This is a genomic window from Actinomadura rugatobispora (assembly GCF_055379765.1).
On sequence record NZ_AP029191.1, the window covers coordinates 6,463,517 to 6,480,333 of the forward strand.

Sequence of the window (16,817 nt, forward strand, 5' to 3'; positions counted from 1 at the left end):
CCACCCCACCCCCCTCGATCTCCGGAGGACGACCGATGGAGTTCAACCACGCCGATCTGTTCGAGGGAGTCGCGGACGCGATCGGGGACCGCGTCGCGCTCGTCTGCGGCGACAGGAGTCTCACCTACGCCGAACTGGACGCGCAGGCCAACCGGCTCGCGCACCATCTGGAGGCGGCCGGGGTGGAGCCCGGCCGGCATGTCGCCCTCCAGCTGTACAACGGCGTCGAGTACGCCGTGGCGCTGGTCGCCGCGCTGAAGATCCGGGCCGTTCCGATCAACGTCAACTACCGGTACGTGGAGAGCGAGCTGCTCTACCTGTTCCGCGACTCCGACAGCGTGGCGCTGCTGTACGACGTGGAGTTCGACGACCGGGTCGCGGCGACCGTCCCGCAGGTGGAGGGGCTGCGGCACCTGGTCGCGGTCGGCGGCCCGACGTCGGTGCCCGGCGCCGTCGAGTACGAGGAGGCCCTTTCCGCGCAGCCCGCGACGCGCGGGTTCGGGCCGCGCTCGCCCGAGGACACCTACGTCATCTACACCGGCGGCACGACCGGGATGCCCAAGGGGGTGATGTGGGGGCTGAAGGACCTGCTCTTCGCGTTCTGGAACCCGACGCTGCCGCGCCCGGACGTCCCGGAGGACGTGGTGGAGATGGCGCGGAACTCGGGCCCGATGGTGATGATGCCGGTGGCGCCGCTGATGCACGGCGCCGCGCAGATGGCGACGTGGATCGCCTGGTGGATGGGCGCGACCGTGGTGTACGTGCGCAGGTTCGACGCCGCCGAGGTGTGGCGGACGATCGAGCGGGAGAAGGTCAACTCCCTCACCATCACCGGCGACGCGATGGCGATCCCGATGGTGGAGGACCTGGAGCGTTCGTCGTACGACCTGTCGTCGCTGTTCGCCTACGTCTCGACCGGCGCGATCCTGACCGGAACGGTCCGGGAGCGGCTGGCGGCGGCGATGCCGAACGTCATCATCATGGACCGGTTCGGGTCCACCGAGTCGGGCTCCACGGCCGAGGCGGTGGCGGGCTCGACACCGGAGAAGGGCCTGCGGTTCACCGCCGACGTCGAGAACGTCACCGTCCTGGACGACGCGCTCCAGCCGGTCAAGCCGGGGTCGGGCGTCCTGGGGCAGGTGGCCCGCACGGGCTACATCGCGCGCGGCTACTACAACGACCCGGACAAGACCGCGCGGACGTTCCCCGAGGTGGACGGGCGGCGGTGGCTGCTGACCGGCGACATCGCGACGGTGGAGGAGGACGGCAGCATCGCCGTCTACGGCCGGGGCTCGCAGGCCATCAACACCGGTGGCGAGAAGGTGTTCCCGGAGGAGGTGGAGGCCGTGCTGAAGGGGCATCCGGCCGTGTTCGACGCGGTCGTGACGGGGATCCCGGACGAGCGCTTCGGGTTCCGCGTGGCCGCCGTCGTCCAGGCGCAGGGGGAGGCGCCGGCGCCGGCGGACCTCGACGCCCACTGCCGCAAGAACCTCTCCGGTTACAAGGTGCCGCGCGTGTACGCGTTCGTCGGGGAGATGAAGCGCAGTCCCGCGGGCAAGGCCGACTACCGGTGGGCCAAACAGGTCGCCCAGGAGGCGGCGGGATAGCCGGGTGAGCGAGAAGCTGGAGAGGATGGACGCGCCCAGGCGTTGATCTCTGTGTGTCGGGAGTGGAGGGTGCCCCGCGGGCACTAGGCTCCCCTCGGAAAACCTGGAGATCGAGGTGGAAGCGTGTCGACCCCGGAACGCGAGCGGGCGGTGGCGGAGCTGCGGGAGGCGATGCAACGGAGCACGCTCTACACGATGCTGCTCCACCACACCGCCGCGAGTAAGGCGGGGCTGAACGTGACCGACGCGCAGTGCCTGAACGCGCTGTCGCTGGAGGGCCCCCTGACGCCGGGACGGCTCGCGGCACTCATGGGGATCACCACCGGCGGCGCGATCACCGCGGTCATCGACCGGCTGGAGCGGGCCGGGTACGTCAAGCGCAGCCGCGACCCCGACGACCGGCGGCGGGTGATCGTGGAGCTGGTGCCGGAGAACGCGGCGCGGTTCGAGCAGTACTTCGAGCCGATCGCGCGGGCGTTCGGCGAGCGGATGGCGGGCTACTCCGACGCGCAGCTGCGGCTGCTGTCCGGCTACGTCCAGGGCGGCAACGAGGCCATGCCCGGCCTTATCGAACAGGTGCGCCGCATGCCTTGATCCGGCGGGCACAACCGTGACGCGCGCTATGTCAATGACGCGCGTATCCCGCCGGGACGGGGGTGTGAGAGCGTTGCGCCCATGCCCGCTTCGGCTTCCCCCTCGGCGCGTCCGGCCCGCGCCCTGGCCGCCTTCCTGGCCACGGCCGGCGTCACCCACTTCGTCGCGCCCAAGCCCTACGACACGGTCGTCCCCGCGAACCTGCCGGGCACGCCGCGCACCTGGACCTACCTCAGCGGTGTCGCCGAGCTCGCCTGCGCCGCCGCCGTCGCCGTGCCCAGGACGCGCCGCGCCGGGGCGCTGGCCACCGCCGCCCTGTTCGTCGCCGTCTTCCCCGCCAACGTGAAGATGGCGCACGACTGGCGCCGCCGGCCGCTCCCGCAGCGCGCCGCCGCGTACGGGCGGCTGCCGCTCCAGGTCCCGTTGGTCGCCTGGGCGCTCAAGGTCGCCGGGAACGCCCCCGGTGCCCGGGACGTCAGCGGACGGTGATGATCGCCGAACCGTGGCCGAACAGGCCCTGGTTCACCGCGATGCCCACCCGGGCGCCCTCCACCTGGCGGCCCTCCGCCCGGCCGCGCAGCTGCCAGGTCAGCTCGCACACCTGGGCGATCGCCTGCGCCGGGATCGCCTCGCCGAACGAGGCCAGCCCGCCCGAGGCGTTCACCGGCACCCGCCCGCCCAGCGCCGTGTCACCCGCGCGCAGCAGCTTCTCCGCCCCGCCCGGCCCGCACAGCCCGATGTCCTCGTACCAGTCGAGTTCCAGGGCCGTGGACAGGTCGTACACCTCGGCCAGCGACAGGTCCTCCGGGCCCAGGCCCGCCTCCTCGTAGGCGGCCCGCACCATGGCCGGGCGGAACGCCGTGTCGGGCGCGGGCACGGCCAGCGCCGAATCGGTCGCGAAGTCGGGCAGGTCCAGGACCGTCTTGGGGAACGTCGGGGTGACCGTCGACAGCGCCGGGATGCGCACCGGATCCGCGCCCCCCCGCGACCGCGCGAAGTCCATCGACGACAGCACCAGCGCCGCACCGCCGTCGCTGGTCGCGCAGATGTCCAGCAGCCGCAGCGGATCGGCGACCACGGCGGACGCCCGCACGTCCTCCAGGGACACCTCCTTGCGGTAGCGGGCGTGCGGGTTGGCCAGGCCGTGCCGCGCGTTCTTGACCTTCACGGCGGCGAAGTCGTCCCGCGTCGCGCCGTGCAGCGCCATCCGGCGCCGCGCGTACAGCGCGAAGTAGATCGGGTTGGTCGCGCCCAGCAGCCGGAACCGCAGCCAGTCGGGATCGTCGGGACGGTCGCCGCCGACCGGCTTGAAGAACCCCTTGGGCGCCGCGTCCGCCCCCACCACCAGCGCCACGTCGCACAGGCCCGCCAGGATCTGCGCGCGGGCGGCGTTGATCGCCTGCGCCCCGGACGCGCACGCCGCGTAGCTGCTGGAGATCCGGGCGCCCGACCACCCGAGCGCCTGCGCGAACGTCGCACCGGCGACGAACCCCGGATATCCGTTCCGGATGGTGTCGGCGCCCGCCACGTACTGGACCTGCGGCCAGGCCACGCCCGCGTCCGCCAGCGCCGCCCGCGCGGCCACGAGCCCGTACTCGACGAAGTTGCGCCCCCACTTCCCCCACGGATGCATCCCCGCACCGAGAATCGCCACATCAGCGCCCATGGGAGGGCCTCCACATCCAGACGGTGTACTGGGCCTCGTCGTCCTCGTACAGGACGCCCTCGGTCAGCTCGACCTCCATGCCGACCTCCAGGTCGGCGACGCCGACGCCGGGGACGACCTGGCCGAGGACGACCATCCGCTCGGCCTCCAGCTCGACGGCCGCGACCGCGTAGGTGCGGAACGGGTCGGGGGAGACGTACGGGGGCGGGGGCTGGTAGCGGGAGTCGGCGTACGACCAGACGCGCCCGCGGTTGGAGAAGGCGTACTCCTCCAGTTCCGAGCCGTCCCGGGGGCCGGTGCAGGCCGGGTTGCGGCAGGCGAGGTCGTTGCGGGGGAAGTAGGGGGTGCCGCAGGACGCGCAGCGGGTGCCGAGGAGGCGGGCGCCGCCTCCGTCCGCGGGCGCGGCGGCGAACCAGCCGTCGACCGCGGGCCGCCGCTCCTTCGCGCCTGGTGTGGCCGTGTCGCTCAACGCCGCCTCCCGGGGGTCACGAGCGCAGCTTACCAACCAAGCGCACGTTCAAATCAAGGGTGGCGACGGCCACCGCCGCCACGAGCAGCAGGACGAGCACGTACACGCCGGTGCCCGTCCACTGCCCGTGCTCGTAGGCCAGGCCGCCCGCCGTCCCGCCGACGCCGGCGCCCATGTAGTACGCGAAGAGGTAGAGCGCGGAGGCCTGCGCCCGGCCGCGAGTGGCGCGGAGGCCGACCCGGCCGCCGGCCACCGAGTGGGCCGCGAAGAACCCGGCCGTGAAGACCAGCAGGCCGGCGGCGATCAGCGGCACGGAGTCGGGCAGCGTGAGCGCCAGCCCGCCGGCCGTCGCCACCACCGCGGCGAGCAGGACGGGACGGCCTCCGTGCCGGTCGGCCAGCAGCCCGGCGCGGGCCGCCGCGAACGACCCGCCCAGGTACATCACCGCGATCAGCCCGACCACCGCGCGCGGCAGGTGGAACGGCGCGTCCAGCAGCCGGTAGGACAGCAGGTTGTAGACCGTGACCATGCCCGCCATCAGCAGGAACCCGGTCAGGTAGAGCCGGCGCAGCCCAGGGTCGCGCAGGTGGGCGAGCAGGGCGCGGTGCTCGGCGCGGCCCGGCCGGAAGAACCGGGACGGCGGCAGCAGCGCCCAGAACAGCAGCGTGCAGCCGAGCGCGAGCAGGGTCGTGGCGGCCAGCGCCCAGCGCCAGCCCGCGACGTCGATCGCGCTGCCGGGCACCAGTCGGCCGAGCAGCCCGCCGAGGCTGGTGCCCGCGACGTACCGGCCCATCGCGCCGCCGAGCGAGCCGGGGTCGACCTCGTCGGCCAGGTAGGCCATCGCGACGGCGGGCACCCCGGCCAGCGCCACGCCCTGGACGGCGCGCAGCGCGGCCATCGCGGGGAACGACGGGCACAGCGGCAGCAGCAGCCCGGCCAGCGCCGCCGCCACCGAGGAGACGAGCATGACCCGGGTGCGGCCGTACCGCTCCGACAGCGAGCTGACCGGGATGATCGCGACCGCCAGCGCCCCGGTCGTCAGCGACACCAGCAGGGCCGCTTTCGCCGGCGGGACGTGGAAGGCGCGGGAGAGTTCGGGCAGCAGCGCCTGCGTGCAGTAGAGCGACATGAACGTCGAGAGCCCGGCCGCGAACAGGGCGAGGTTGATCCTGCGCAGGCCGGGCGAGCCGAGCCGGTGCCGCCCGGCCGCCTCCACCGTGACCGTCATGGGCTCCAGGGTCCGCCGTGCAGGGGTGATGCGTCCAATGAGAGTTGTCACGGAAATCGATGACGGGTAAGCATGAGTGCGTGGATCTGGAGACGGTGCGGTGGTTCCTGGCGGTGGTCGAGCACGGGCATGTGACGAACGCCGCGTCCGAGCTGGGCCTCTCCCAGCCCGGACTGTCGCGGGCCGTGGCCCGGCTGGAACGCGAGCTGGGCGTCCCGCTGCTGGACCGGGAGGGGCGCAGTGTGCGGCCGAGCCGGTACGGGGAGGTGTTCGCCGCGCACGCGCGCCGGCTGCTGGCCGAGGAGGAGGCGGCGCGGCGGGCGCTGGCGCAGGCCGCCGATCCCGAGGGCGGCGAGGTCGCGCTGGCGTTCCTGCACACGCAGGGCACCTGGCTCGTCCCTGACTTGCTGCGCCGTTTCCGGCGGGAGCGTCCGCGGGTGCGGTTCCGGCTCGCCCAGGACACCGCGGCGGGGCTGGAGGAGGCGGTCCGGGGCGGCGCCGCCGATCTGGCGATCACCAGCCCGTGGCCCCGGGACCTGGCCTGGGCCCCGATGGTCACCGAGCGGCTGCTGCTGGCGGTGCCCGCCGATCACCGGCTGGCCGGGCGCGCGGCGCTGCGGCTGGCCGAGGCGGCGGGGGAGCCGTTCGTGGCGGTACGGCCGGGCGCCGGGGTGCGCGACACCTTCGAGGAGCTGGCCCGGCGGGCCGGGTTCCGGCCGTCGATCCTGTTCGAGGGGGACGAGCTGTCCACCATCCGCGGGCTGGTGGCCGCCGGCCTGGGTGTGGCGGTGGTGCCCGCCGGGGAGGGGACGGGCGGCGGCGGGTCGGCCGGGCTCGCCGAGATCCCGCTGGAGGATCCGGGCGCGGAGCGCACGATCGGGCTGGCCTGGCACGGCGGGCGCACCCTGACCCCCGCCGCGGACGGATTCCGCCGCTTCGTGCTGGACCGAACGGCCGGAGGCCGGACGGCCGGGCGTGACGGGAAGGTCTCCTAACTGACGCGTCAGTCACTTCGGTACAGTGAGACCGAACCGAGCCGGATTCTGGAGTGCGCATGCGGACTGGACTGCAGGGAAAGACAGCCCTCATCACCGGGGCCTCCCGGGGCATCGGCAAGGCGACCGCCGTCGCGCTGGCCGCCGAGGGCGCCAACGTCGTGCTCTCCTCGCGCAAGCAGGAGGCGCTCGACGAGGCCGCCGCCGAGATCCGCGCGGCCCACCCGGACGCGGGCGTGCTGGCCAAGGCCGCCCACGTGGGCGACCCCGACGCCGCCGCGGCCTGCGTGGAGGCGGCCGTGGCCGAGTTCGGCGGGGTGGACGTGCTGGTCAACAACGCCGGCACCAGCCCGTACTTCGGCCCGATGGTCGACATCGAGCCCGCCGCCGCCGAGAAGACCGTCCAGGTCAACCAGTTCGCCGTGGTGCTGTGGACCCAGCTGGCCTGGAAGCGCTCGATGCGCGAACGGGGCGGCTCGGTCATCAACATCGCCTCGGTCGGCGGCATGATCACCGAGCACGGGATCGGGTACTACAACGCCACCAAGGCCGCGGTCATCCACCTCACCCGGCAGTTCGCGATGGAGCTGGCCCCCGCCGTCCGGGTCAACTGCATCGCCCCCGGGCTGGTCAAGACCGCGCTCGCCCGCGCGCTGTGGGAGAACAACGAGGAGCAGATCAGCAAGCATCTGCCGCTGGGCCGGCTGGGCGCACCCGAGGACATCGCCAAGGCGGCGGTGTTCCTGGCCGGCGACGCGGCGTCCTGGATGACCGGGCAGACGATGGTGATCGACGGCGGCGCGATCATCCGGCCCTCGATCGCGTGAGGAGCGGCACCATGAACCGCTGGGGACTGACCATTCCGCTGGGCGGGCTCGCCCTGGGCGAGCACCGCGAGATCGTCGCCGAGCTGCCCTCGCTCGGCTACACCGACGCCTGGTCCGCCGAGACCAACGGCACCGACGGCTTCACCCCGCTGGCGCTGGCCTCCCAGTGGGCGCCCGAGCTGCGCCTCGGCCCGGCGATCGTGCCGGTCTACACGCGCGGCCCGGCCCTGCTGGCGCAGCAGGCCGCGACCCTCGCCGACCTGGCGCCCGGCCGCTTCGTGCTCGGCATCGGCACCTCCTCCGACACCATCGTCGAGCGCTGGAACGGGATCCCGTTCGAGGAGCCGTACAAGCGCACCCGCGACACGCTGCGGTTCCTGCGCCGCGCGCTGGCCGGGGAGAAGATCAAGGAGGACTTCGCGACGTTCTCCGTCAAGGGCTTCAAGCTGGAGGCGGCCCCCGCGACGCCGCCGCCGATCGTGCTGGCCGCGCTGCGTCCCGGCATGCTGCGGCTGGCCGCCCGCGAGGCCGACGGCGCGATCACCAACTGGCTGGCGCCCCGGGACGTGCGGACCGTGCGCGGCGAGCTGGGCGAGGAGCCCGAGCTGCTCGCCCGGCTGTTCGTCTGCCCGACCGACGACGCCGAGGAGGCCCGCTCCATCGGCCGCTGGATGATCGCCGCGTACATGAACGTGCCGGTCTACCAGGCGTTCCACCAGTGGCTGGGACGCGGCGAGGCGCTGCGACCGATGAACGAGGCGTGGGCCGCGGGCGACCGCAAGAAGGCCCTGGAGGTGATCCCGGACGAGGTCGTCGACGACCTGATCGTGCACGGCTCGCCGGCGGCCTGCCGCGCCCGCGTCCGGGAGTACGTCGAGAACGGGCTCACCACGCCCGTGCTCGCGATCGTCCCCGGCGGCGGGCTGTCGACGGTCGAGGCGGTCCGCGCCCTCGCCCCCGGCGATTAAGGGGCGTTCGTCGCGGTGATTCCGGGCCCGGTCGCGGTGACGCGCCGGGCCCGGTCCTTTACGGGGCGTTCACCCGGATTGCCGGAGAAGGAGGTTTACCGGCGCGCGCGCCGGGGAGGGTGGGGCGAACAGGTCACTGACCTGCCCTGGCCTGCAACCGAGACATGAGGAGCCGACCGTGCTCACCCTGACCAGCGGCGCCGTCCAGGTGATCCGTACCGTGACCGCAAACCCCGAGATGCCGCCCGAGACCGGGATCCGCATCGAGGCCGGGATCGACGGCTCCGACGCACTGCGGCTCTCGGTCGCTCCCGAGCCGGAAGCCGGCGACCAGGTCGTGGAGGCGGAGGGGGCCCGGGTCTACCTGGAGCCCACCGTCGCCCAGCTGCTCGACGACAAGACCCTGGACGCGCAGGTCGACCCGCAGGGCGACGTCGCGTTCACCATCGCAGAGGGAGGACAGGGCGGCCCCGGGGGACCGGGCGTCTGAACCGGAACTGAGGCGTCTGAACCGGTAGAGGCGTCTGAACCGGTACTGAACCGCTTCCGGACCGCGGACGGGCACGGGCGTTCCTGATCCCTTCCCGCTCGACCAGGAGCGCCCCCGCGGCCAGGGCCGGGCCGCCGATCCCCACCAGGGACCGGCGCCCGGCCCTTTTGTCGTCCTCCGCGCTCCGGGAGCTTCTGCGACACTGGGCGCGTGACGCCCTCGTCCTCTCCGCCCGGCCCGGAGGAGCGGCCTCAGCCGCCACGGGAGGAACTGGAGCGGCAGGTGCGCGACCACTACGGCAACTGGCGAGACCAGCCGCGCGGGCTGGCCTGCGCCGTCGTCGCTGCGTTCCTGCTCCTGACCACGGCGGCGTTCGCTTTCGCCGTCGTGGCGGTGGTCATGGCCGCCCGTTGAACGAGGGGTGCGGGCCCAGCGCCCAGTACTCGAACAGGCCGTAACCGGTGGCGGCCGGGGTGGGCGCCGCGCCGTCCAGGTATTCGTAGCGCGCGACGGCGTCGACCATGCCCCACATGCGGGCGGCGTCCTCCTCCTTGCGCGTGTCGTAGGAGACGCCCTGCACCTTGAGGTCGGGCCCTTGGTACATGCCGTGCTTCCATTCGGGCTCCAGGCCGTACCCGGTGCCGACCATCATGTGGACGGGGAGGATGGGCGTGGCCCTTACGGTGAACGGCTCGCCGCCCCCGGGCGGGTTGAACGCGATGGTCGCCGTGGAGACCTCACGCGTGCCTTCCTTGTAGACCGGGCGGTACTCGGGGCGGCCGAGATACTCGGGGTCCGGGGTCGTCCCCGGGGAAGCAGAGCCGGGGTCGCGCATCTCGTCGGGCCACACGCGCACGGCCTCCTCCAGGAGACGGCGGCCCTTCTCGTCCTCCTGGACGATGCACAGGATCGAGTGGTCCTCGAACTGCATCGGTGCGTACAGCCAGTAGAAGGTCCCCGCGTTCTTCGCCTGGATGCCGGGCGGCTCGGGCTCCCCGACCGGGCGGATGCCCCAGGACCGGTCCCGCGACCCCCACCAGCGGTCGGGGGTGACCTCGATCCGCTCGCCGTCCACCACGATCGTCCCGGTCCAGCGGCCCGTCTGTGCCAGCCGCCGGGAGTCGAACACGACCCGCTCCTGCCAGCGCAGGTAGTGCGGCGGCTCCAGTTGCGCCGGGATGGCGCCCTCCCAGGCGAGGTCGAACGACAGGCCGTGCCCGTTCTCCTCCAGGACGACCCGCAGCCGCCTCAGGCCCTCCACGACCTCGACCCGGAACGGCCCGACCGCGGTGTCCATCCGGTCCAGGCCCAGCTCGCGCGACGCCCGTACGACCTTGTGGACGGGCCCGCGCCGCACCACCGCGAACGCGTCGGTGACGCCGAGGTTCGGGTACTGCCCGATCCCGACGATCATCATCAGCTCGCCGGAGCAGCCGTGCGCGTTGAAGTAGTACCGGTCGTAGAAGTTGCGGTCGGAGGTGGTGACGTGCCGCATCACCTCGGGCGCCTGGTGGATCGGGTAGTCGTCGAGCGGCGAGAGCGTCACTGGTCCCCTCCGAGGATCCGGGCGAGCAGGCGGGTGCAGTTGTTGTCGTACGGGAAGTCGCTGCCGGGCTCGATCCAGCCGAAGTCGATCATCGCCTGCCCGATCCGGGCCATGATCACGGCGAACTTGAAGCCGGACAGGATCTCGTAGTACTCCAGGTGGCGGACCGGCCGTCCGAGCAGGTCCTCGTAGCGGGCGACGGTCTCGGCGTACGGGGGGAAGCCCTCCAGGCGGGGCACGCCGATGCCCTCGGAGTGGTGCCGGTCCAGGAACATGAACCACGCCAGGTCCTCCTCCGGCGCGCCCAGCACGGCGTTCTCCCAGTCGAGGACGGCCGCGGGCACGCCGTCCTGGAAGATGACGTTGCCGATGCGCGCGTCGCCCCACAGCAGGGCGGGCGGGTCGAGCTCCTCGGGACGGTTGGCCTTGAGCCAGGCCAGGGCCGTGTGGGCGATCTCCTGCGGGCCGTCGTACGCCCAGGGCAGGTAGTGCTCGTAGTAGGCGAGCCGCTGGCCCAGCCCGGGGGCGCCCCACTGGGGCTGGTCGAGGAACCCCAGGTCCAGGGCGACCGGGTCGAGCCTGTGGACGCGGGCGAGGATGTCCAGGGTGGACCACCACATCGCGGCGCGTTCCTCAGGGGACACCTCGGTGACCCAGCCGTCCATGTGGTACGGGGGCATGTCCGTCGGGACGCGGCCCTCGACCCGCCCCATCACGAAGAACGGGGCGCCGAGGGTGTCGGCGGACGGCTCGTACCAGCGGATGGGCGGCACGGGGATGTCGGTGTGCGCGTCCAGGATCCGCATCAGGCGGTACTGCTCCTCGAAGCGCGGCTCGGGGAAGATCTGGTAGCGGGCCGGGGCGACCCGGGCCACGTACGGCTCGCGCCGCCCGCGGCCGTCGTCCGGGTCGGTCCAGGCGGCGTCGAACAGCAGCGTCTCGTTGGAGAAGCCGCTGGTCGACGGGGTCTCCAGGTGCGGGATCCGGGCTCCGGGCAGGCGGCCGTCCAGCCAGCCGGCCAGGCTCCTCAGGGTGATCTCGGGGTCGCGTTGGTCGGGTACGGGCATGGCCGCCTCCTCGCGCGCCGCCGGTGCCGGGGCGGCCGGGTGAGGGTGGGGCGGCCGGCCCCGGACGCCGGGCGGACACCAAACTAGAACGTGTTCTATCAACGCCCCGGGGCGCGGTCAATGCCCCGGGCGATCCGGCGCCCCCGGCGGGCCAGGCGGGCGTGAAAGGATCGGATCATGCGACTGACCAAGCTCGGACACAGCTGCGTGCGGCTCCAGAAGGACGACCGGACCCTGGTCATCGACCCGGGGGCGTTCACCACGGAGGCCGACGCCCTGGAGGGCGCCGACGCCGTCCTGATCACGCACGAGCACTTCGACCACTTCGACCCCGACCGGCTGCGCAAGGCCATGGCGGAGAACCCGGCGCTGGAGGCGTGGACGTCCCGCGTCGTCGCCGAGAACCTGGCCGACCTCGGCGGGCGCGTCCACCAGGTCGGGCACGGCGACGCGGTCACCGTGGCCGGCTTCGAGGTGCACGTCTACGGCGAGGACCACGAGATCCTGCACCCCGACATCCCGCCGATCCCCAACACCGGCTTCCTGGTCGACGGGGAGGTGTTCCACCCGGGCGACGCGCTGACCGTCCCCGGCGAGCCCGTCCGCACCCTGTGCCTGCCCGGCAACGCGCCCTGGATGAAGATCCCGGAGCTGTACCAGTACGCCCGCGAGGTGCGCCCCGAGCGCGCGTTCGTCATCCACGACGGGCTGCTGAACGACAACGGCCTGTCGGTGATGGAGACGCACGTGACCAACGCGGGCAAGGAGGCCGGCAAGGACTTCCGCCGCCTCAAGCCCGGCGAGTCCGTCGACCTCGCGTCATGAGGGAGATACGCGCGGTCTTCTTCGACATCGGCGAGACCCTGATCAACGAGGGCGAGATCTACGGCCGGTGGGCCGACTGGCTGGGCGTGCCGCGGCACACCTTCCTCACCAAGCTGGGCGCGCTGCTGGCCACCGGCGGCACCCACATGGACCTCCTGGAGTACTTCCGGCCGGGGTTCGACCTGGAGAAGGAGCAGCGCAGGCGCGTCGAGGCGGGGGTGCCGAACGGCTTCGGACCCGCCGACCTCTACCCCGACGCCCGCGGCTGCCTGACCGCGCTGCGCGCCCAGGGGCTGTTCGTCGGGGTCGCCGGCAACCAGCCGGTCGAGGCGGCCGAGCAGTTCGCCGCGCTGGGCCTGGAGGCCGACGTCGTCGGGATCTCGGACGTGTGGGGCCTCCAGAAGCCCGACCCGGCGTTCTTCGCGCGGTGCGAGGAGCTGGCGGGCGTGCCTGCGCGGCAGGTGCTGTACGTGGGCGACCGCGTCGACAACGACGTGCGCCCCTCCCTGGCGTACGGCATGCAGGCGGCCTTCCTGCGGCGCGGCCCGTGGGGGTTCATCCAGGGGGACGACGAGGCCCTGGAGGGCTGCACGTTCGTGCTGGACGACCTGGAGGGGCTGCCCGCCCTGGTCGCCGCGCACAATGCCGCCGCCTGACCGCGCCCTTTCCCGGGAATTGCCATTCGCGGCCCGGCTCCGGCGGGCCCACGGCCCCTAAGGGTCATCCCTTAATTCGTGAGTAGGGCATCAAGACCGGCCGTCAGAGGGATTTCGTCCGGCCGCCCGTTTCCTACCGTTGATGTCGTGTCCGCAGGTGGCGGACACGCATCAAGCGAAGTGGAACGGGGAGAGCATTCTCATGAACGGCACCTACCGCCCGCGCCGCGGACGGATGATCGCCGGCGTGTGCGCCGGGCTGGCCCGCAGGTTCGGGACCACGCCCGCCACCGTCCGGATCCTGGCGCTGCTGTCCTGCCTGCTGCCCGGCCCGCAGTTCGTGGTCTACCTCGTGCTGTGGGTCATGCTGCCGAACGAAGACCGGCACTTGGCGCGCTCCTCCTGAATTTCCCGCGGGCGCACTGATAACGTCCTGACGCCGTTTCGACCGGCGGAGCCCCTTGGACCCGGGGATCCCACGGTGTTAGATCGTGGCACGGCGTTTCCGAGAGTCCGGGAGGGAGCCCAGTGCCTGACAAGGGCCGGTGGCCGGGCCCCGGCGCGGAGGCGGGCACCGCCGACGGCGCCCGCGCGCTGCTCGGGCACCTGCGCGACCTGGCCCGGGCCCGCCGCGGGCCGGTCCGCGACGGCGCGGCCCGCGAACAGGTCCACTGGCTGGCCGACCTGCCCGGCGAGGTCTACGTGGAGACCGACGCCGGGCCCGGCGACGTGCTGTTCAGCGTCCCGGTGATCCCGCTGTCGCCGCCCGGCGTGCTGGAGGAGTTCGACGGCTGGCTGGGCATGCGGCACTGGTACCGGGCCCTGCACGACATGGCCGAGGACGCCGCCGCGCGCGGCGCGGACGTGGTGCTGGCCACCGGGCTGCTCAGCTGGGGTCCCGCCGACGGCCCCGCGGTGCACGACCACCTGCTGTCCACCCCGGTCCGGATCGTCGTGGACGACCGGTCCGGGCGGCTGGACGTGGTCCTGGCCGGCCACGCGACCCCGCGCGACCGCGAGCTGCTGGCCGGGCTGCCCGGCTTCCAGCCCGCCCGCACCGACTGGGTGTGGGACGCGGTGCGCTCGTCCGGGCAGGGGCTCGGCCTGCACGCCTCGGTGTCGGACGTGCTCCGCAAGTGGTGCTCGGTGGCGTTCGGCGACCGCGGCGAGGCGGTGGCGTTCCGGGAGGACTGGGCGCCCGCCCAGCCCGCCGGCCCCCCGCCGCCGGTGCCGCGGCTGCGGCTGGCGCCCGCGCTGGTCGCCCGCGCGCCGGGCCGGGCCGCCGTCGCCGCCCACTACGACACGCTGCTCGAACTCCTCGGCGACGGCCCGGTGCCCGCCGGGCTCGCCGGGTTCCTGGCGCCGGGCGGCCGCTCGCCGCTGCTGCACGTCCAGGACCGCGATGCCGAAACCGTCGCCGGCCTGCTCGGCGGGATGCTGAACCGGGGCCGCCGGGTGCTGGTCGCCGTCCCGGACGACGAGGCGGCCCGGAGCCTGCACGCCTCCCTGCCCGCCGGGGTCGCCGGGCTCTGCGCGACCGTGACCGGCTTCGAGGAGGGCGAGGCGGCCGCCGCGTCCCCCGAGCGGGTGGCCGCGGCCGTGCTCGCCCGCGTGGCCGGGCACGACCGGCAGCGGCACCGGGCGCTCACCGAGGAGCTGGTCGAACGGCACGAGGAGGTGAAGGCCGCCGTCGACGACCTCGCCGGGCGGCTGCGCGCGGCCGAGGAGGAGGAGCGCCACGACCTCGGCGGCGGCTACACCGGAGGCCGCGCCGACCTCGAACGCCGGATACGCGCCGAGGAGGCCGAGCACGGGTGGCTGCCGCCGCGCCCCGGACTCGGCCCCGCCCCGCTGCGGGGCGCCGAGGCCGCCGAGCTGGTCCGGCTGCTGGCGGGGCGGACCCCCGTCCGGCAGGCCCGCGCGGCGCAGCGCGACGTCGACCCGGCCACCCTTCCCAGCCCTCCCTACGTGCGGACGCTGATCGAGGCGGAGGCCACCGCCGCCGCCCGCGCCGAACGCTCCGAGAGCGACCTGTCCCGGCGGCTGCGGCACTGCGACGTCCACCTGATCGCCCGCCTGGAGAGCTGCGCGGCCGCCGTGAACGCCGCGCTCCGCGATCTGGGCCTGGAGGGCCACCCGCACGCGTGGGACCAGGCCGACCACGCGGTCCGCGCGTTCACCGACGCCCTCGGACGGCGCCGCCCGGCCGTCTGGGAACGCGTCGCGGAGATGGCCTCGCAGGCCGAGTGGGCGGACCGGGCCCTGCGCTCCCTGGCCGGCCACCGGGTCGAGCTCCCGCCGGGCGAGCTGCACCTGCGCGGGCTGGCCGCCGCCGCCCAGCAGCTCCGCAACTACCTCGCCGACGGCGGCACCCTCAAGCGCGGCCCGCTGCGCTCCGCGCCGCAGCGCCAGGCCGAACCCCTCCTCCAGGGCATCACCGTCGACGGCCGCCCGCCGGCCACCCCCGAGGCCCTCGACGCCGTCTTCACCGAGCTGATGGTGCGGATGGCCTGCCAGGAGCTCCAGTACGTGTGGGAGGCGGCCGGGGTGTCGTTCCCGGCTGACGTGCCGCCGGGGACGCGGGTCGCCCGCTTCCGCCGCGCGCACGCCCGCCTCGCCCGCGTCCGGGACGTGGTCCCCGCGATCGACGAGACCGTCGACCTCCTCTTCCAGGCCGGCCTGGGCATCCCGCTCACCCACCCGCTCCAGTGGTACGGGTACGTCGCCGGCCTGGAGAGCGCCCGGCTCAACCAGGGCGTGAACCGCGCCACCGCCGACCTCACCGCCCTGCGCGACGCGGTCGCCCGGGCCGGCGACGACGGCGACCGCCCGCCCGAGCTGAACGCCGCCATGGCCGCGATCGACGCCCGCGACGCCGAGGCGTACGGCCGGTGCCTGCGCGCCCTCGCCGAGGCGCGGCACGAGCGGGCCCTGGAGATCCGCTGCGCCGAGCTGCTCGGCCGCGTCCGGGCCGTCCACCCCGAGCTCGCCGACCTGCTCGCCGCCACCGTCGCCGACGAGTCCTGGCCGGGGCGGGTGGAGCGCTGGGAGGAGGCGTGGGCGTGGGCCGCGGCGGCGTCCCGCCTGGCCGCGCTGTCCCGCTCCGGCGCCGAGGACCGGCTGCGCGCCGACCTCGGACGGGCCCGCGCGCACCTGGACGAGGTGACGGCCCGGCTGGCCGAGGAGGAGGTCTGGGGCGCCTGCCTGCCGGGCGTGGACCCGGCGGCCACCGACCCGGCGGAGATCGTCCCGGTGTGGATCGTCCCGCTGTGGCGGATCCCCGAGGCGCTGCCGCCCCGTCCCGGCGCGTTCGACGTGGTGATCGCGGACGGTGAGCACGGCGCGGGGGCGGAGGCCCTCTTCCTCCTGTGGCACGCGCCCCGCGTGATCATCGTCGGGCAGGGCGGCCCGGCCCTCCCCGCCCCCGAGGGCCCCGTGCCGGTCTCGGCCCCGCCGCCGGACCTGGCGGAGATCATCACCCCGACCGCGCCGCTCTTCGAGATCCTCCTGACCCGCTTCGCCCCCGACCCTCCCGTCGAAGCGGAACCAGAACCAGAACCGGAACCCGAGCCGCCCGAGCCCGAGCCCCAGCCCGCCCCCGCGCCTCCGCCCGAACCCGAGCCTCCGCGGCAGCGGCGGCAGCCCAAAGCGGTCGCGAAGGTCGTCCGGGTCAGGCCGGGGCGGTCCATCGCGGTCTACAAGCGCCCGGAGCTGGTGGAGATCGTGGAGCAGGTCGCGCTGCGCGAGCCGGACCTCGACGACGACGGGCTCGTCGACCTGGTCGCCCGGCTGCTGGACTGCCCGGCGGACGAGGCACTGCTGGTGGGGGCGCGGGTCCGGTACGCGGTCGAGCAGTACCGGGAGATCTTCGGCTGACCG

The 16,817-nt window shown here is 74.0% G+C and carries 17 protein-coding genes; 12 read left to right on the plus strand and 5 right to left on the minus strand.

Annotated features, from left to right (window positions below):
* Window positions 1-35 precede the first annotated feature (35 nt).
* The 3 genes from ACZ466_RS28935 (at window position 36) to ACZ466_RS28945 (ending at window position 2,690) form a co-directional block, all read left to right on the plus strand.
* Complete coding sequence (locus ACZ466_RS28935) at window positions 36-1,607, plus strand: acyl-CoA synthetase (protein ID WP_378279131.1); 1,572 nt, start codon at window positions 36-38, stop codon at window positions 1,605-1,607.
* Between the two features lie 123 nt (window positions 1,608-1,730).
* Window positions 1,731-2,201 carry a MarR family winged helix-turn-helix transcriptional regulator gene (locus ACZ466_RS28940; protein ID WP_378279129.1) on the plus strand — a complete coding sequence of 157 codons (471 nt, stop codon included), beginning with the start codon at window positions 1,731-1,733 and terminating at the stop codon, window positions 2,199-2,201.
* Window positions 2,202-2,282: 81 nt separating this feature from the next.
* Window positions 2,283-2,690 carry a DoxX family protein gene (locus tag ACZ466_RS28945; RefSeq protein ID WP_378279127.1) on the plus strand — a complete coding sequence of 136 codons (408 nt, stop codon included), beginning with the start codon at window positions 2,283-2,285 and terminating at the stop codon, window positions 2,688-2,690.
* Here ACZ466_RS28945 and ACZ466_RS28950 read toward each other — a convergent pair.
* The 3 genes from ACZ466_RS28950 to ACZ466_RS28960 are packed head-to-tail and all read right to left on the minus strand — an operon-like array spanning window position 2,677 to window position 5,564.
* Window positions 2,677-3,867 carry a lipid-transfer protein gene (locus tag ACZ466_RS28950; protein WP_378279125.1) on the minus strand — a complete coding sequence of 397 codons (1,191 nt, stop codon included), beginning with the start codon at window positions 3,865-3,867 and terminating at the stop codon, window positions 2,677-2,679. The genes ACZ466_RS28945 and ACZ466_RS28950 overlap by 14 nt on opposite strands.
* Window positions 3,857-4,336, minus strand: a complete 480-nt coding sequence (locus ACZ466_RS28955) for a Zn-ribbon domain-containing OB-fold protein (RefSeq protein ID WP_378279123.1) — start codon at window positions 4,334-4,336, stop codon at window positions 3,857-3,859. Before ACZ466_RS28955 ends, ACZ466_RS28950 begins: the two co-directional genes overlap by 11 nt.
* A 16-nt stretch (window positions 4,337-4,352) precedes the next feature.
* On the minus strand, window positions 4,353-5,564 hold the full coding sequence (locus ACZ466_RS28960) for an MFS transporter (RefSeq protein WP_378279120.1): 1,212 nt from the start codon (window positions 5,562-5,564) through the stop codon (window positions 4,353-4,355).
* A 59-nt stretch (window positions 5,565-5,623) separates the two neighbouring features.
* Here ACZ466_RS28960 and ACZ466_RS28965 point away from each other — a divergent pair, with 59 nt between their 5' ends.
* The 5 genes from ACZ466_RS28965 to ACZ466_RS28985 all read left to right on the plus strand — a co-directional run bounded on the left by ACZ466_RS28965 (window position 5,624) and on the right by ACZ466_RS28985 (window position 9,258).
* Complete coding sequence (locus ACZ466_RS28965; protein WP_378279118.1) at window positions 5,624-6,559, plus strand: LysR family transcriptional regulator; 936 nt, start codon at window positions 5,624-5,626, stop codon at window positions 6,557-6,559.
* Window positions 6,560-6,618: 59 nt separating this feature from the next.
* Window positions 6,619-7,386, plus strand: coding sequence for an SDR family oxidoreductase (locus ACZ466_RS28970; RefSeq protein ID WP_378279116.1), 768 nt, complete (start codon window positions 6,619-6,621; stop codon window positions 7,384-7,386).
* Window positions 7,387-7,397: 11 nt separating this feature from the next.
* Window positions 7,398-8,354: an LLM class F420-dependent oxidoreductase gene (locus ACZ466_RS28975; RefSeq protein WP_378279114.1), complete on the plus strand. Its 957-nt coding sequence runs from the start codon at window positions 7,398-7,400 to the stop codon at window positions 8,352-8,354.
* A gap of 178 nt (window positions 8,355-8,532) precedes the next feature.
* Window positions 8,533-8,844, plus strand: a complete 312-nt coding sequence (locus ACZ466_RS28980; RefSeq protein WP_378279112.1) for a Fe-S cluster assembly protein HesB — start codon at window positions 8,533-8,535, stop codon at window positions 8,842-8,844.
* A gap of 210 nt (window positions 8,845-9,054) precedes the next feature.
* Window positions 9,055-9,258 carry a hypothetical protein gene (locus ACZ466_RS28985; RefSeq protein ID WP_378279110.1) on the plus strand — a complete coding sequence of 68 codons (204 nt, stop codon included), beginning with the start codon at window positions 9,055-9,057 and terminating at the stop codon, window positions 9,256-9,258.
* Here the strand turns inward: ACZ466_RS28985 and ACZ466_RS28990 are convergent.
* Both ACZ466_RS28990 and ACZ466_RS28995 read right to left on the minus strand, forming a co-directional pair.
* Window positions 9,242-10,390 (minus strand): Rv3169 family protein, encoded by a 1,149-nt coding sequence (locus ACZ466_RS28990; protein WP_378279108.1) that lies wholly within the window; start codon window positions 10,388-10,390, stop codon window positions 9,242-9,244. The two genes, ACZ466_RS28985 and ACZ466_RS28990, sit on opposite strands and share 17 nt — an antisense overlap.
* On the minus strand, window positions 10,387-11,457 hold the full coding sequence (locus tag ACZ466_RS28995) for a phosphotransferase family protein (protein WP_378279106.1): 1,071 nt from the start codon (window positions 11,455-11,457) through the stop codon (window positions 10,387-10,389). The genes ACZ466_RS28990 and ACZ466_RS28995 overlap by 4 nt, the downstream gene beginning before the upstream one ends.
* 177 nt (window positions 11,458-11,634) lie before the next feature.
* Between ACZ466_RS28995 and ACZ466_RS29000 the strand changes: the two genes are divergently transcribed.
* From ACZ466_RS29000 to ACZ466_RS29015, 4 genes are all read left to right on the plus strand, one after another.
* Window positions 11,635-12,282 (plus strand): MBL fold metallo-hydrolase, encoded by a 648-nt coding sequence (locus ACZ466_RS29000; RefSeq protein WP_378279104.1) that lies wholly within the window; start codon window positions 11,635-11,637, stop codon window positions 12,280-12,282.
* A complete protein-coding gene (locus tag ACZ466_RS29005; protein ID WP_378279103.1) occupies window positions 12,279-12,938 on the plus strand; it encodes an HAD family hydrolase in 660 nt (219 codons plus the stop codon). Before ACZ466_RS29000 ends, ACZ466_RS29005 begins: the two co-directional genes overlap by 4 nt.
* A gap of 202 nt (window positions 12,939-13,140) precedes the next feature.
* Complete coding sequence (locus ACZ466_RS29010) at window positions 13,141-13,344, plus strand: PspC domain-containing protein (RefSeq protein WP_378279102.1); 204 nt, start codon at window positions 13,141-13,143, stop codon at window positions 13,342-13,344.
* A 122-nt stretch (window positions 13,345-13,466) separates the two neighbouring features.
* Window positions 13,467-16,814, plus strand: coding sequence for a hypothetical protein (locus ACZ466_RS29015; protein ID WP_378279101.1), 3,348 nt, complete (start codon window positions 13,467-13,469; stop codon window positions 16,812-16,814).
* Window positions 16,815-16,817: the final 3 nt, after the last annotated feature.

Coding starts and splice junctions, on each gene's coding strand:
- ACZ466_RS28950 (WP_378279125.1), bottom strand. CDS start 3,867: ATGGGCGCTGATGTGGCGATTCTCGGTGCGGGGATGCATCCGTGGGGG.
- ACZ466_RS28975 (WP_378279114.1), top strand. CDS start 7,398: ATGAACCGCTGGGGACTGACCATTCCGCTGGGCGGGCTCGCCCTGGGC.
- ACZ466_RS29010 (WP_378279102.1), top strand. CDS start 13,141: ATGAACGGCACCTACCGCCCGCGCCGCGGACGGATGATCGCCGGCGTG.
- ACZ466_RS29000 (WP_378279104.1), top strand. CDS start 11,635: ATGCGACTGACCAAGCTCGGACACAGCTGCGTGCGGCTCCAGAAGGAC.
- ACZ466_RS28965 (WP_378279118.1), top strand. CDS start 5,624: ATGACGGGTAAGCATGAGTGCGTGGATCTGGAGACGGTGCGGTGGTTC.
- ACZ466_RS29005 (WP_378279103.1), top strand. CDS start 12,279: ATGAGGGAGATACGCGCGGTCTTCTTCGACATCGGCGAGACCCTGATC.
- ACZ466_RS28960 (WP_378279120.1), bottom strand. CDS start 5,564: ATGACGGTCACGGTGGAGGCGGCCGGGCGGCACCGGCTCGGCTCGCCC.
- ACZ466_RS28995 (WP_378279106.1), bottom strand. CDS start 11,457: ATGCCCGTACCCGACCAACGCGACCCCGAGATCACCCTGAGGAGCCTG.
- ACZ466_RS28945 (WP_378279127.1), top strand. CDS start 2,283: ATGCCCGCTTCGGCTTCCCCCTCGGCGCGTCCGGCCCGCGCCCTGGCC.
- ACZ466_RS28970 (WP_378279116.1), top strand. CDS start 6,619: ATGCGGACTGGACTGCAGGGAAAGACAGCCCTCATCACCGGGGCCTCC.
- ACZ466_RS28935 (WP_378279131.1), top strand. CDS start 36: ATGGAGTTCAACCACGCCGATCTGTTCGAGGGAGTCGCGGACGCGATC.